Consider the following 15,219-nt stretch of genomic DNA (forward strand, 5'->3'; position numbering starts at 1 on the left):
TTATCTGGATCCGGCCTGTCCACGTTATGTTGCAGTTATTTGTGTCAGGGGTCAAAATCCGTCATGCGACTGTCCACATCGAAACCGGATTGCACATGGACTACCCCACGCTCGAGGCCTTTGTCGGCAACACGCCACTGGTGCGGTTGCAGCGCCTGGTCGGTGAATCCACCAATACCGTCCTGGTCAAACTCGAAGGCAACAACCCCGCCGGTTCGGTCAAGGACCGTCCCGCGCTGGCCATGATCCGCCACGCCGAACAGCGCGGCGACATCCGTCCGGGCGATACCCTGATCGAGGCCACCAGCGGCAACACCGGCATTGCGCTGGCCATGACCGCCGCCATCAAGGGCTATCGCCTGGTTCTGATCATGCCCGAGAACATGAGCCTGGAACGCCGCGCCGTAATGAAGGCCTACGGCGCCGAGATCGTGCTGGTCAGCCGCGACGAGGGCATGGAAGGCGCGCGCGATCTGGCGCAGCAGATGCAGGCCGAGGGCCGCGGTCGGGTGCTGGACCAGTTCGCCAACCCGGACAACCCTGACGCCCATTACGAAAGCACCGGTCCCGAGATCTGGCGCGACACCGGCGGGGAGATCACGCACTTCGTCAGTGCCATGGGCACGACCGGCACCATCATGGGTACCGGGCGCTATCTCAAGGAGCAGAGTCCGGGGGTGGAGATCGTCGGGGTGCAGCCGACCGAGGGTTCCTCCATCCCGGGAATCCGCCGCTGGCCACCGGAGTATCTGCCGCGCATCTATGATCCGGCACGGGTCGATCGCATCATCGATATCGAGCAGGCGAGCGCGGAGGAGACCACCCGGGCCCTGGCCGCGCGCGAGGGCATCTTCTGCGGCATCTCCTCGGGCGGTGCGGTGGCGGCGGCGCTGGAACTGTCGCGCCAGGTCGAAAACGCCGTGATCGTGAGCATCATCTGCGACCGCGGCGACCGCTATCTCTCCACCGGAGTCTTCCCCGCCTGACGGTGCGCCCGCTCCTGCGCCAGCGCCGTTGGTATTTCCTTGTATTGCTGCTGATGCCCCTGTGCGTCGTTGCCATCGAGCAGCTGCAACTGCATCTGCCCGGGTTGGAAGGCCGGGGCCTGGTAATCACCGGTCTGAGCACGGAAATCGAATTCCTGCCTTCCGGCCGCCTGGCCGGCCGGATCGAGATCGAACGGCTGGAACACATTCCCAGCGGGGAGCGCCTGCAGGGGCTGCGGCTGCAGTGTGACGAGCTGGCGCTGGAGGAGGCGGTGCGGCTGCGTTGCGGCAAAGGCCGCTTTGCCCTTGCCGACTGGCGTGGCCAGCCTCTGCAGGGACCCTTCACGCTCGATCATGCGCCGGACCGGGACAGCCTCACCCTGAAGCTGGGACCGGTCGCCTATGCCGGCGGGCGGGTGCGGCTCGAATTGGAGTACACGGCCGGGCGCTGGCGGGCCCGGGTGGAGGGCCAGCACCTGGCGGCGCAGACGCTGGCCGCACTCGCTGCCCCCTGGCTGCCGGAAGGCTACCGCTTCGGCGCAGGCCGGCTGGATCTGCAGGCCGAGGCCGCAGGCGCGGCCGCGTTGCTGCAGCGTCTCGTTCTGGATCTGCAGGTCGGCCAGGTTGCCTTCTCCAATGCCAGCGGGCTGGCGGCGGGTGAGGCCCTTGCCGGCGAGTTGTCCCTGAGCGCACAGCGCACGGGCAACGACTATGAAGGCAGCTTCGATCTCGCCCTGGATCAGGGCGGCCTGTATCTGGATCCCGTCTACACCGACTTCGCCGTGCAGCCGCTGCAGGCATCGGGACAGTATCACCTGATCCCTGACGCGGGCCGGGTGCGGGTGTCCGGGGTCGAACTGCTGCAGCCCGACCTGCTGGTCGCGACGCTGGAAGCCGAGTTGAGCCCGGCTGCCGACGCCCTGCTGCAGCAGGCGCGGGTCGATATCCAGCGGCTCGAACTGGCCGGGTTCTTCCCGACCTATGCCGCTCCCTGGCTGGCCGGCACCGCCTTCTCGGATCTCGCTGCCCGCGGTCGGATCAGCGGCAGCCTGAGTCTGCGCGATGACCGGCTGGAGAGCGTCGACGTCGTGCTCAATGCAGTGGCGCTGGAGGATCCCGCCCAGCGCCTGAGCCTGGAAGGCCTGGCCGGCAACCTGGCCTGGGGCCGGGACGACAGGCCGCGCACCCTGCGCATCGGCTGGGAGGGCGGCAGCCTGTATCGACTCGAACTGGGGGCGGCCGGGTTCCGGCTGCAGAGCCAGGGCAGCCAGTACCGGCTGCTGGAACCGGCCGAGGTGGAGGTGCTGGACGGCCGGCTGCTGATCGAGGAATGGGAACTCTCCGATCCGGGAAGCGGAGCCATGCGCTGGCAGATCGATGCCATTCTCACGCCGGTGTCGATGCAGCGGCTCACCACCGCCCTGGAGTGGCCGCCGATGCAGGGGCAGCTGTCCGGCGTGATCCCGGAGCTTCGCTATGCCGAGGGCCGCGTGGAGGTCGGCGGCATGCTGCTGGTGCGGGTGTTCGACGGTGCGGTCCGGCTACGGGACCTGCGCCTGGATCAGCCCCTGGGGCTGGTGCCGCAGCTGCAGGCCGATATCGAGATCGACAATATCGACCTGGAACAACTGACCGGCACCTTCGCCTTCGGTAGAATCGAAGGCAGGCTGGATGGGCATATCCGCAAACTGTGGCTGCAGAACTGGGAACCACTGGCCTTTGACGCCGCCCTGGTCACGCCCGCGGACGATACCAGCCGGCATCGCATCAGCCAGCGGGCAGTGGACAACCTGTCGCGGATCGGCGGCGGTGTCGGTCAGGCGCTGTCGCAGACCTTTCTGGGCCTGTTCGAGGAATTTCCGTATGATCGTCTCGGCATCCGCTGCCGGCTGCGCAACGGGATATGCGAGATGGGCGGTGTGGCGCCGGCCGAACAGGGTTATTATCTGGTCAGGGGCACCCGGCTGCCGCCGCGCATCAACGTGATCGGCTATGCCGATACGGTGGACTGGCCGGCCCTGGTGGAACGGCTCAAGGCGGCGACCGCAGGCGGGGCGCCGCAGATCCAGTAATGAAGATCGGGGAGTCAAGGTATGCAAAGAATCCTGTTAGCACCTGTCTGGCTGCTGCTGGCCCTGCTGGCCGGCTGCGTGACCATCAATGTCTATTTCCCGGCCGCCGCCGCCGAGCAGGCTGCCGATCGCATCATCCGTGATGTCTATGGCGTGCCGCAGCGCGAGGAGGCGCCTGCGCAGGAGCAGCCGGCGCCGGCGCCCGACAGCCGCCTTGAATCCGACCGCCCGCTCTGGGTCGCCCTGCTCGAGGCGGCCGTGACGCCGGCCGCGGCCGCGGCCGACATCAATGTGCAGTCGCCCGCCATCAACCGGCTGCGGGCGCAGATGAAGGCCCGCCACCAGCAGCTCGAACCCTTCTATCAGCAGGGTGCGGTAGGCATCGCCGCCAATGGCGAACTGCGTATCCGCGATATGAATGCCGTCGCCCTGCGCGACCGCGCCCGGGTGCAGCAGCTGGTGGCGGAGGAGAACCGCGACCGTCAGGCCCTGTATGCCGAGATCGCGCGGGTCAACGGCCATCCCGAGTGGCAGGACGAGATCCGCGCCACCTTCGCCCGGCGCTGGGTCGACAACGCGCCTTCGGGCTGGTGGTATCAGGACGCAGGCGGCAGCTGGAAACAGAAATAAACCCCTTCAACGCAAGGGCGCAGAGACGCAAAGAAACCATTTATGCATTTATATTGATGATCTTTGCGTTCTCTGCGCCCCTGCGCCTCCGCGTTAAGGTTTTATCCAAATGAACGTACTGGTGTTCGATATAGAAACCGTCCCCGACCTGGACGGTGGCCGTCGGCTGCATGGCCTGGACGGTCTGAGCGACGAGGACGTCGCCAAGGCCCTGTTCCATCTGCGGGCGCAGGAAACCGGCGGCAGCGAATTCCTGCGCCTGCATCTGCATCGCATCGTTGCCATCTCGGCAGTGCGGCGCAGTGGCGAGACGCTGGAGGTCTCATCGCTGGGCAGTCCTGACAGCCCGGAGTCCGATCTGATCCGGGCCTTTTTCGATCGCATCGAGCGCGATACCCCGACGCTGGTGTCCTGGAACGGCAGCGGTTTCGATCTCCCGGTACTCCATTACCGGGCCCTGCTGCACGGTGTCAGCGCACCGCGTTACTGGGATGCCGGCGAGGAGGACCGCGAGTTCAAGTGGAACAATTACCTCAGCCGCTACCACAGCCGCCACACCGATCTGATGGACGTGCTGGCCGGCTATCAGCCACGCGCCAATGCGCCGTTGGGGGAGATTGCCAGCCTGCTCGGTTTTCCCGGCAAACTGGGCATGGACGGCGCGCAGGTCTGGGCGCGTTTCCTGGCCGGTGACACCGGCGCCATTCGCGACTACTGCGAGACGGACGTGCTCAACACCTATCTGGTGTGGCTGCGGTTCGAACTCATGCGCGGACACCTCCTGCGGCCCGGGTACGATGCAGAACTCACCCGGCTGCGCGAGTACCTGAAGGCCGGCGACCGTGCGCATTTCAGTGCCTTCCTGTCGGCCTGGCCGGCGGACTGACGCCCATGGCACGGCGCAGAAAGTCACTGCCGCCGGATCCGGTTCCGGCGCATATCGATTCGCTTTCCCACGACGGCCGCGGGGTCGCACACCTGGACGGCAAGGCCGTGTTCATCGACGGTGCCCTGCCGGGCGAGCGGGTCACCTTCATCTATACCGGCAAGCACCGCAGTTATGACGAAGGCCGGGTCGAGGCCGTGCTCGAACCGGCGTCCGAGCGGGTGGTGCCGCGCTGCAGCGCGGCCGCTGTGTGCGGTGGTTGCAGTCTGCAGCATATGGATCCCGCGGCCCAGATCCGGGCCAAACAGGGGGTGCTGCTGGATAATCTCAAGCGTATCGGCGGCGTGGAGCCGGAGACGGTGCTCCCGCCCCTGACCGGCCCGGTCTGGGGCTATCGGCACAAGGCGCGCCTGGGGGTGAAGTACGTGCGCAGGAAGGGCGAGGTGCTGGTCGGGTTCCGGGAAAAGCGCAAGCCCTTCGTCGCCCGCATCGACAATTGCGAGGTGCTGCATCCCGATGTCGGTTACCGTCTCAGGGACCTGGCGCTGCTGATCGATTCCCTGTCGATCAGGGCCGCGGTGCCGCAGATCGAGGTGGCGGTCGGCGACCGCGTCACCGCCCTGGTGTTCCGGGTACTGGAGGCGCCGAGCGAGTCCGACCTGGCCAGTCTCAAGGCCTTCGGGCAGGAATACGACATGCAGATCCATCTGCAGCCGAAGGGGCCGGATTCGGTGACGCTGCTCTGGCCCGAGTCCGCAGCGGCGGCCGGTGCGCTGAGCTATGACCTGGATGATCACCAGGTGACCCTGCAGTTCCGCCCCACCGACTTCACCCAGATCAATCCCGCGATCAATCAGCGGATGATCGCGCACGCCCTGGAATTGCTGCAGCCGCAGACGGACAGCCGGGTGTTGGATCTGTTCTGCGGCCTGGGCAACTTCACCCTGCCGCTGGCGCGCCGTGTCGCCGGGGTGACGGGCGTGGAGGGCGAGGCCGGGCTGGTGGCGCGGGCGCGGGAGAATGCGCGTGCCAACGGCATCGACAATGCGGAATTCTTCACCGCCGACCTGGCGGGCGAGGTGACCGGCGAGCCCTGGCTCGCGCGCGGCTACGATCGGGTACTGCTGGATCCACCGCGCAGCGGCGCAAAGGAGATGATCCCGCTGATCGCCGCCCGCGGGGCGCAGCGCATCGTCTATGTCTCATGCCATCCCGGCTCGCTGGCGCGCGATGCCGGTCTGCTGGTCAACGAGTACGGCTACCGGCTGGCGGCCGCGGGGGTGATGGACATGTTCCCGCATACGGCGCACGTCGAGTCCATTGCGCTGTTTATTGCGCCGGAGTGACATAAAAAATCGTAGGTCGGGTCAGCCCGAAGAGGGCGTAACCCGACCTTCCCGCCGTGAGTGTCGGGTTACGCTGCGCTAACCCGACCCACCGGGTTCTGCATCCCATCCCCACCGTCATCCCCGCGCAGGCGGGGATCCAGTCGCCGCCGCGGTTTTGGAGCCCGGCCTGCAGGCTGATGCGATGTGAGCCGGCCTGAACCCCCGTCGTTCAGGATCCCGGCGGGCTCGAATCCTCCCCGCCGCCGAACTTGACCAGCCGCGTGACCTGGATGTCGGAGATGAACACCACCCCCGAATGCTCGCTGTAGAAGGGCGCGAAGCCCTCCAGGATGGGCTTGACCAGGGACTCGGGCACGGCGGCGATGATCATGATCAGCACGTCGTCCTCGTTGAACATCAAGTGGCCTTCGTGGAAGCCGTGATTGCCCTTGCCCGAGAGGTTGTTGATGATGGTGTAGCCCTTCACCCCGGCACGGTCGAGCAGGTCGGTGGCAAAGCCCTGATGCTCGCCGCCCAGGATGATCTCGAGCTTCTTGAGCGGGCTGAAGTTGAGGTTTCTCATGTCGACTCCTCCGGGATGGGGGGGTGGGTCAGGCGGGTCTGCTCACGCCACTCGCCGTCGTCGTACAGGGTAACGGCCGCGGTTTCGGGATCGATCACCAGCAGCCGGATCCAGCCGTTGCGCACCAGATGCTTGACCGCGGTCACGTCGTCGACGGCACGCCGGGCGTGTTCGAACGGCGCCTCGATCAGGGTGATCAGCCGTACCGGTTGATGATAGGGCCGGCCCTGTTCGAGCACGGTCTGGGCCGGCAGGCCGGTGCGCAGATCGCTGAGGTTGCCGGTCATCACGCCGAAGCGGCCAGCCACGTTGTGGTAGACCTTGCTGCCGCTGCCGAAGCATTCATTGTCTACCGTGGAGAAGTAATGCTCCATGTTGATCCACTGACCCACCACCAGCGGTCCGGTGAGGATGTTCTCCAGCAGCCGGCGCTTCGGATCCAGGCGGTAATCGTAGGAGTGCAGGAAGGCGCGGCCTTCCAGTGCCAGTTCGCGGGTCAGGTCGCGGCGGCCGATGACGAAATAGGCATTGCCCGACAGACCCCACTCCGGCCGCACCTGCGACCAGTCCATGGCGTTGCGCTGGACGGCCCTCTGGGCGGCGGCCGGCTCCGGCACTGCGCGCCGTCGGGTTGCCCCCTGCAGTGCCGGCAGCCGCTCCCGGGCGCACAGGCGCGAAGCCGCGGTCAGGCCCTTGCGCAGCCGGTCGAGATAGACCACATGGGATGAAGGCAGACGGTCCAGGTCGTACAGTGCCAGCGTATCGGTGGTGGTGTTGTGCAGGGCCGGAATGAACCAGGCATCGTCCGGGATCTCGATGCCGTGGGCGCGCAGGCGCTGACGTACCTCCGGCTTGTTGGCCATCTGGGCCAGCACGCGGGCGTTGACCAGGCCGTGGTTGCCGCCGCAGGCCCCGCAGTCGAGCGCGGATTCGTAGGGATTGTTTTCCGACGTGCTGCCATGGCCGGCCAGCAGGATGAAGCGGGAGAAGTCACGGGTCAGGCCGATCGAGCGCAGCGCCTGGCTGACGAAGCCGACCTGCTCATCGAGGGAGAAGCCGATGCGCGCCAGCCGTTCCAGCTGCAGCCGGGCGAAGGCGGGATCGATGCGGTAGACCTCGCGCAGGCGCCGGATGAAGGCCTGCGCGGCGGCGCTGTCCAACCCCAGGGCGTTGGCCAGTTCGGGGGCGTCCGGCTGTCGGCCCAGGGCCGCCTCGCGCAATTCGCGCACCAGGGTGTCGGGGATACGTTCGGCGGTGAGTTGGAACTCCTGTTCCAGCGCCTTGACGATCACGGCACGCTGGACGGCGCGCACGATGGAATCGGCCTGGTCGCGGTCGAGCTTGTCGAGCAGCAGGTGGGTCGGCGGCTTGTGTTCGTGCAGCTGGCTGCGCCAGCGGTTGTAGTGCCGGGGCAGCAGGGTCTTGCCGATCATGTCGAAGCCGAACAGCAGGCCGATGGCCTCGACCGTGACGAAGGGGCTGAGCACGGATTCCTTGAGCTCGTGCAGCGCCTTCTCCATGGCCGTGACCGCATTCAGATCGCGCGGGCCCTCGACGCTCATCTCCAGCGCCAGGTTCTTTGGCGTGAGCAGCACCGGACACAGATGGGTCTCGCTGCCCTTGCCCAGTTCCATGAAGCTGACCGGCACCCCGAAGAAGCCCGCGATACCGAAGGTCTGGTAGTCGCCGATCGATTCCAACTGGCGCCGGATGCGCTCGGAGCGGGTGTCGATGCAGAACAGCGCCTGCACGAAGGGCCGTTTGTCGCGCGGCGGCGGCGGTGCCAGCTGTATCCCTGAGAGCAGTCTGTGCATGGCGTGCGCCTCCATGGCCCGCAGCCACAGCATACCCTCCCGGCGTTCGAACTCGCGCAGGTGCTGCACCAGGGCGTCGAGCTGGCCGGTGTCCAGCCGTTCCAATGCCTGCGTGTCGTCTGTCTGCTCGGCCAGAGAGCGCAGGGATTGCGCCTGCCGTTCGGCCTCGCGGGTGCGCTGGCAGCGCACATACTCGCCGAACACGGCCTCGATCCGCCGTGCGCCGCCCAGCGCCAGGCTCTCCTCCACCTGCTGGGCCCGGTCGGGCAGTATCCGGCCGGTGTGCAGTTCATGTCGCAGCCAGGCCTCCGGCGTACGGGTCTCGATCAGTTCCCGGATGGCGGGGGCGGAGGTGACGCCGAACCGGCGCCCGCGCTCCTGCAGCAGGGCCAGCGCCAGGGTCAGGCGCACCGCCAGCAGATCGACCAGATCGCCGGGGTAACGCTGGCCCCAGTGATAATGGCGGGCGCTGGAGCGCCAGCGGATGAAGCCGGCCCAGCCGTGCAGGCGCGCCAGTTCGCGGGTGAAATAGGCGCTCCAGTGCTGTTCCGCGACCCCCAGGGTCCGCATCACGTAATCGATCACGCCCTCGGGGGTCTCGTCGACGGCGAGGATGCGTTTGATGTGCATGCCGCGCAGGAACAGCCGGACGTTGCGGCTGGCCACCTCGCGCCAGGCGGTGAAGAAGCCGCGGCTGCGCAGCGGCATGCCCCACACCGACTGGCCCTCGTCGAAGAAGTCCAGGCAGCTCTTGATCACCAGTTCGTCCAGTTCCGCGCCGATGCCGGTGCCGAAGAGGGCATCCACGGCCTCGTAGACGGGGGTCTCGCCCAGCAGCGTACTGCACAGCCGGTCGGCCAGCATGGCCGGATCGATGTCTGCCTCCGGGGCGGGGCGGGTACCGGCGAGCGCGGCCGCGGTCCCGGTCGGGTCGGCCAGCGGGCCGGCCGCCGTCACCGGCTGCTCGATCCGGGTCAGCAGGGCCATGCACCAGGCCTGCAGATCGATTCCCGGGACCGGCTCCCGCCCGGCGGCGAAGGCCGTCACCGCCGCCTGCAGCCGCTCCCGATCGATCCGGTCCGCGGCCAGATAGGCCTGGTACTGGCGCCGCGGCAGCTGGCAGCGGCAGTGGAACAGGCGGGCGCCCTGCGCCACGGCCTCTTCGAAGGGCAGATGTTCCAGGCCGTGCAGCGGGTTGTGATGGATGAAGGCGCGCATCGGCCAGAAAAAGGGAATGGGCTCGCCGGCCACATAGGTCATGGCGCGGATGCGCAGGCGCTGTCCCAGCGACAGACTCATGCCAGACCTCCCAGCAGGTACAGGCCGGCACCGGCCAGCAGGCCGAGGACGGCGGCGTAGGCCCAGGTGGCGGTTCGGCTGAGGTCCTCCGCCCCGTTCCCGTCCCCGGGGCCGACCACCAGTCCCTGCAGCAGGCGTGCGGCCGCCCAACTCCACAACAGCCAGACAGTGACCAGGGCCAGGGCGATGCCCGGGGCGGCCGCGGCCGTGGCGAGGGTCAGTGTCAGCAGGGTGAAGAAGGGCGGGAACAGGGGCATGGCGATGACGGCCAGCACCACCACCACCACCACCCCGCTCAGGCGCGGCAGACGCTGCGCCAGGCCGCCGTGCAGGCCCGCATAGGCGGCGCCGAAGCGCTGCTCCAGCCCGGCGCCGAGCAGGCCGAGCAGTACCAGGGGGACGCTCAGCCCGAGTCCGTGCAGTGCCGGAGGCACCTCGCCGGGCCGCGCCAGGACCAGCCACAGCAGCGCCCACAGCGAACTGGCGAGAAAGCCGGTCCAGAGTCCGAGTTCGCGCAGAGTCAGGGCCCGGAAGGCATACAGGGCCGAGGTCAGCAGCGCCCAGTAGAGCAGCCAGTCGGGCGGCGACGGCGCTGTGGCCACCAGCGCCAGGCCGATCTGCGGCCAGACCAGCAGGATCAGGGTGCGCGCCGCCGGCCGGCGCAGACGCCGCAGCAGGAGGTTGAATGCCATGCTGAGCGGAAACAGCGGCAGGAACAGTCCGGCGAGCAGATAGATCGCGGCATCCATGTCAGGCCCACCTCAGCCAGACGTTCAGCCGTGCCGCGCCCTGCAACAGGCCCCGGGTCAGCGAGGCGTAGAGGTCGCTGAGGTAGAACTCGCGCGAGACCAGGGCATAGAAGACCAGCCAGCCGCGGCCGCTGCGGCGCTGCCGGCGGCCGCCGTTGCGTTCGGCATAGTAGGTGAGCAGCCAGCCGAGCACGATCACTGCGGTGACGATGCCCACCAGGATGTCGAAGCGCAGCAGGTCGATATCGGCGGCGGCATAGAGCTGCTGGCGGAAGGCCGGATCGGGGTAGAGGAACAGGTCGAAGGCGTGGCTGATGAGGATGTAGCCGACGACCACCACCGTGAAGGAGAACACGCTCAGGCCCACCAGCCGCCACAGGTTCTGGCTGCGCATGCGATAGGTGGCGAAGATCAGCTGCGCGCCGGTGATCCAGCCGAAGAACAGCAGCACGATCGCGCCCTGTTTCTGAAAGTAGTCCTGCACGACCAGCAGGTGAGCGACCACCAGGATGCTGACCGGGACAGCCAGAGTGATGGCGGCCATCAGCAGCCAGGGCTTGCGCTGCCGCGCCGGGCGGCGTTCCACCACGAAGGTGTAGAGGTCGTCCTTGGGTACGCCGTCGTCGTGGCGGGCGGCGTGGATCACGCCGCCGGCGCCGAGAAAGAGGGTGCCCTTGAACAGGCCATGAGCGATCAGGTGATAGATGGCCAGCGAGAAGGCGCCGACACCGCATTCCATGATCATGAAGCCCATCTGACCCATGGTCGAATAGCCCAGCGACTTCTTGATGTCGTTCTGGGTCAGCATCAGCACCGAGCCGATCACGGCGGTCACCAGCCCGACCAGGAAGATCCAGTGCAGCACGCCGCCGGTATGGATGAACACCGGGGCGAAGCGGTTGATGAGAAAACCGCCGGCATTGACGATGCCCGCATGCATCAGGGCCGACACCGGCGTCGGGCCGTCCATGGTATAGGGCAGCCAGGTATGGAGCAGGAACTGGGCCGAGCGCGCGAAGGCCGCCAGGGCGATCAGCGCCCCGACCACGTCCAGCAGTTCCAGGCCGAGAAAATAATGGCTGCCGGGATCGGCCGTGATGCGCGTGAACAACTCCGGCAGCGACCAGGTGCCGTAGGCGTGATGAAGCAGGCCGGCCGCCAGCACCAGCGGCAGGTCGCCGATGCGGTAGGTCAGCAGGGTCCAGAAGCTGTAGCGCCAGGCGGAAGGGCTGCGAGTGTCGTGGCCGAGCAGGAAGTAGAGCAGTATCCCGACCAGGTGCCAGGCGATGAGCAGGGTGATCAGATCACCCGCGGCGACCATGACCAGCAGCGCGGCGGTCATCAGGTCGAGCAGCAGGAAGAACCGGGCATAGCCCGGTTCCTCGGCCATGTAGCGGACCGAATAGACATGCACGATCAGGCTGATGCCGGCGATGACCAGCATCATCAGGGTGCTGAGTGGATCGAACAGCAGGCTGCCCCAGGCGGCGCCCGGGAGGGTGAGGGCGACGGCGTCCCCTCCGGCCAGTGCCAGCCACAGCGTGGCGGCGGCGGCCAGGAAACTCAGGGCGGTGCAGGTCACGCTCAGCCGGGCGGCCCGCCACCCGGGGCGGTGGGGGAGCAGCTGAATCAACAGGGCGGAACACAGCGGCAGGGCTGCGACCAGCACGATGAGTCGTTCCATAAGCCTGCGTCAACTTCCGTCAGGGGCGGCAAGCGGTGCCATCCGGCGGCGGCATCCCTTGTTATATACGTTATAAACGCTGGGTCTGCCTTGCCTCCGATTTATGAAAGGTGGTTCATATCCGTGACCCACACCAAGGCTCCCCATGGAGTCTACGGGGTGGCGGGGTTGGCAAATAATCGATAAATCGAATAGAACAGATTGCTTTAAGGCAATGAGTTGGCCGGAAACGGCCGGAAGGATAAATGGATCGGCGGCCCCTGGACGGAAGCCGGCGCTGCCGGATGGCGGCGCGGGAAGCGGCTGGATCTGCCTGGGATCAGTTGCGGAACCAGTGCCGGTTCAGCGCCCGGAACACGCGGTCGGGGTACCAGGTCTGACCCAGGCTGCCATTGTAGCGGGCCAGCGCCCGCTGCAGGTTGCCGCGTTCGCGCTCCAGGTAATGTTTCAGGATGGCACAGCCGTAGCGGATGTTGGTGCGGATCTGGAACAGATTGTCTTCCGGGCGGCCGAGTTCCTCCAGCCAGAAGGGCATGACCTGCATCAGGCCGCGAGCGCCGGCGTGGGAGATGGCGAAACGGTCGAAGTTGCTCTCGACCTGGATCACGGCCAGCACCAGCTCCGGCGGCAGTTCGGCCCGGGTGGCCTCCTGATGCGCGATCCTGAGGATGTCCAGCCGTTCCTCCGGCGGGACGTCTCGCCAGCGTCGCTGCAGGCGGCCGGACATGTCCGACAACCAGACCTCGGCCTCGAACCGGTCCTCGAAGCTCTCGGCACTGGCGATGGCCCGGGCCAGGTGGCTGCGCATCTCGGCATCGGGCCGGGCCTGGGTCGCCGCCTGGGCCGTCTGGCTGAATGCCAGTATCAGGAGGAGGACGAGCCTCGGGATTTGCAGCCGCAGTTTCATATCGGGAAATTCTGTTTGCAAAGGCGCACATTTGGCAAGCTATTCTCAGTATCGGCAGCGATCCCCGGGTTTTGATATATCCGACTGGATCGGCTTCAGCAGAAATCTGCAACTCCCGTCATCCCGGCGCAGGCCGGAATGACGGGAATGGTTCGCGCTGCCATTGATACGTCAACCGGTTTGAGCAGGCGTTATTGATGTCCGACTGGAAACGCCCCGAATCCGTCCTGGTGCTGGTGCATACCGCCGCCGGCGAGGTGCTGTTGCTGGAACGTCTGGAGCCGCCCGGCTTCTGGCAGTCGGTTACCGGCAGCCTGGAATGGGGGGAGTCGGCCGCCGCCGCGGCCCTGCGCGAACTGCACGAGGAGACCGGCCTGGTGCCGGGGGCGGCCCTGCACGACTGCCGCCTGCAGAGCCGGTTCCCCATTCTGCCGCCCTGGCGCGAACGCTATGCCCCGGACGTGAGCGAGAACCGCGAGTACGTCTTCGCTGTGTGCTATGCGGCGCCGCCGCCGATCCGGCTCAATCCCGCCGAGCACCGTGCCTGGTGCTGGCTGCCGGCAGCGGAGGCCGCCCTGCGGGCGGGTTCCGTGACCAATCGTGAAGCCATCCGGCGGCTGCTTCGTCCGGCCGCACCGGCCTGAAAATCCCCCTCAAGCTTGCCCGGCCGGCGCCGATGAAGGGCTGACCCGGTCCCGCGGCCGGGTCCTTTATGGAGCCTGTTCTCCCCCCTCGAAGCGAAATAATAGTTGGAGTAAACAATGAGTAAGCGATTCGCGCGCGCCCTGCTGCTGACCGCGCTGGCGGCCGTCTTCTCCCCTGCGGCCTGGTCCACCAACGGCATGAACATGGAAGGTTACGGCCCCATCGCCACGGGCATGGGCGGGGCGGCCTTTGCCTATGACAACGGCACCGCCGCCATGATGAACAACCCGGCCACCCTCGGGCTGATGCGCTCCGGCGACCGCCTGGATCTGTTCTTCGGCTTTCTCGGCCCCGACGTCGAGGCCGAGGCCGGCGGCCGGGTGGCCGAATCCGACGGCACTGCCTATGCCATGCCCGCCGCCGGCTGGGTGCGCAAGCACAATGGGCTCACCTACGGTATCGGCGTCTATGGCCAGGGCGGCATGGGCACCGAGTACGACGCCGGTTCCTTCCTGGGCAACCCGGCGGCCGGTGTCGGCATCCAGTCCGACCTGGAGAACCGCACCGAGTTGAGCGTGGGCCGGGTCATCCTGCCGCTGGCTTTCGATGTCAATGAACGCCTGGTCATCGGCGGCAGCCTGGATTTCGTCTGGGCCGGGCTGGACCTGAGAATGGCCATGAGCGGCGCCCAGTTCACCGACCTGGTGACCACCCGGAACTTCGGCACCGCCGGCGATGACGGCAGCGGCCTGGTCTCCACCTTCAATGGCTTCGTCGGCAGCGGGGCGATCACCCGGGTCGATTATGCCTACTTCGATTTCAGCAATGGCAGTGATTTCACCGGTCAGGCCCGCGGCTACGGCTACGCCGGCAAGCTCGGTGCGGTGTTCCGGGTCAGCGACCGGCTGAGCCTGGGCGCGACCTACCACAGCGAGACCCGACTCAGCGACATGAAGACCTCCGGCGCCGACGTGAGCTTCGGCGTGGAGATGATGGGTGCCGCCCAGTCCATCCCGGTCAGCGGCGAGGTCAAGGTGCGCGACTTCCAATGGCCGGAGATCTATGGCATCGGCGTGGCCTGGCAGGCCAGCGACGACTGGTTCTTCACCGGCGACATCAAGCGCATCGAGTGGGCCGGCACCATGGACAGCTTCGACATGAGCTTCACCGCCGACGCTGTTCAGGGCGATCCGCGCGCCGCCGCCTTCGCCGGCCGGGGCATGGACGTGTCCCTGTTCCAGCGCTGGGACGACCAGGTGGTCTACCAGTTCGGCGGCGCCTGGCGCTGGAGCCCGAAGCTGACCCTGCGCGCGGGGGCCAACCTGTCCGACAACCCGGTGCCGAACACCTACCTCAATGCCCTGTTCCCGGCGATCGTGGAGGAGCACTACACCGCCGGTTTCGGCTATGCCTTCAATCGGGTCCAGAGCATCGATTTCTCGCTGCAGTACGCCCCCGAGGTGGAGGAGACCAGCGGCGGCGGGGTGATTTCGCGCCACAGCCAGACCAGCTTTCAGTTCCTCTACAGCCACCGTTTCTGAGCCCTTCCGGCCGGCGGCGAGCGCCACCGGCCCGGTCCCGCTGCCGTCCCGGTCCGTGCTAGAATGCCCGGCATCTGAAATGTCCGGGAAATCAG

General features: G+C 67.1%; 12 protein-coding genes. 7 read left to right on the top strand and 5 right to left on the bottom strand.

Annotated features, from left to right (window positions below):
* Nucleotides 1-95: 95 nt before the first annotated feature.
* The 5 genes from cysM (at nt 96) to rlmD (ending at nt 5,920) form a co-directional block, all read left to right on the top strand.
* Entirely contained in the window at nt 96-986 is an 891-nt protein-coding gene (gene cysM, locus CFK21_RS05280; RefSeq protein WP_096365454.1) for a cysteine synthase CysM, read from the top strand.
* Nucleotides 987-1,039: 53 nt separating this feature from the next.
* Entirely contained in the window at nt 1,040-3,058 is a 2,019-nt protein-coding gene (locus CFK21_RS05285; RefSeq protein WP_157745377.1) for a hypothetical protein, read from the top strand.
* Nucleotides 3,059-3,112: 54 nt separating this feature from the next.
* The gene (locus CFK21_RS05290; protein ID WP_096367504.1) at nt 3,113-3,688 is read left to right on the top strand and encodes a YdbL family protein; all 576 of its coding nucleotides are present in this window, start codon (nt 3,113-3,115) and stop codon (nt 3,686-3,688) included.
* A gap of 109 nt (nt 3,689-3,797) precedes the next feature.
* Complete coding sequence (locus tag CFK21_RS05295) at nt 3,798-4,574, top strand: 3'-5' exonuclease (protein WP_096365458.1); 777 nt, start codon at nt 3,798-3,800, stop codon at nt 4,572-4,574.
* A gap of 5 nt (nt 4,575-4,579) precedes the next feature.
* Nucleotides 4,580-5,920, top strand: coding sequence for a 23S rRNA (uracil(1939)-C(5))-methyltransferase RlmD (rlmD, locus tag CFK21_RS05300; RefSeq protein WP_096365460.1), 1,341 nt, complete (start codon nt 4,580-4,582; stop codon nt 5,918-5,920).
* A gap of 211 nt (nt 5,921-6,131) precedes the next feature.
* On the opposite strand, the gene CFK21_RS05305 is transcribed toward rlmD, so the two are convergent.
* The 5 genes from CFK21_RS05305 to CFK21_RS05325 form a co-directional block, all read right to left on the bottom strand.
* Nucleotides 6,132-6,485: a P-II family nitrogen regulator gene (locus tag CFK21_RS05305; RefSeq protein WP_096365462.1), complete on the bottom strand. Its 354-nt coding sequence runs from the start codon at nt 6,483-6,485 to the stop codon at nt 6,132-6,134.
* Entirely contained in the window at nt 6,482-9,598 is a 3,117-nt protein-coding gene (locus CFK21_RS05310) for a DUF2309 domain-containing protein (RefSeq protein ID WP_096365464.1), read from the bottom strand. The genes CFK21_RS05305 and CFK21_RS05310 overlap by 4 nt, the downstream gene beginning before the upstream one ends.
* The gene (locus tag CFK21_RS05315) at nt 9,595-10,347 is read right to left on the bottom strand and encodes a hypothetical protein (protein ID WP_096365466.1); all 753 of its coding nucleotides are present in this window, start codon (nt 10,345-10,347) and stop codon (nt 9,595-9,597) included. Before CFK21_RS05315 ends, CFK21_RS05310 begins: the two co-directional genes overlap by 4 nt.
* 1 nt (nt 10,348) lies before the next feature.
* The gene (locus CFK21_RS05320) at nt 10,349-12,031 is read right to left on the bottom strand and encodes an NADH-quinone oxidoreductase subunit 5 family protein (RefSeq protein ID WP_096365468.1); all 1,683 of its coding nucleotides are present in this window, start codon (nt 12,029-12,031) and stop codon (nt 10,349-10,351) included.
* A 319-nt stretch (nt 12,032-12,350) separates the two neighbouring features.
* Complete coding sequence (locus CFK21_RS05325) at nt 12,351-12,938, bottom strand: lytic transglycosylase domain-containing protein (protein WP_096365470.1); 588 nt, start codon at nt 12,936-12,938, stop codon at nt 12,351-12,353.
* A 197-nt stretch (nt 12,939-13,135) separates the two neighbouring features.
* Here CFK21_RS05325 and nudB point away from each other — a divergent pair, with 197 nt between their 5' ends.
* Nucleotides 13,136-13,582, top strand: coding sequence for a dihydroneopterin triphosphate diphosphatase (gene nudB / locus CFK21_RS05330; RefSeq protein WP_096365472.1), 447 nt, complete (start codon nt 13,136-13,138; stop codon nt 13,580-13,582).
* Nucleotides 13,583-13,699: 117 nt separating this feature from the next.
* A complete protein-coding gene (locus CFK21_RS05335) occupies nt 13,700-15,124 on the top strand; it encodes an OmpP1/FadL family transporter (RefSeq protein WP_096365474.1) in 1,425 nt (474 codons plus the stop codon).
* Nucleotides 15,125-15,219 lie beyond the last annotated feature (95 nt).

Source organism: Thiohalobacter thiocyanaticus, from assembly GCF_002356355.1.
GTDB lineage: Bacteria > Pseudomonadota > Gammaproteobacteria > Thiohalobacterales > Thiohalobacteraceae > Thiohalobacter > Thiohalobacter thiocyanaticus_A.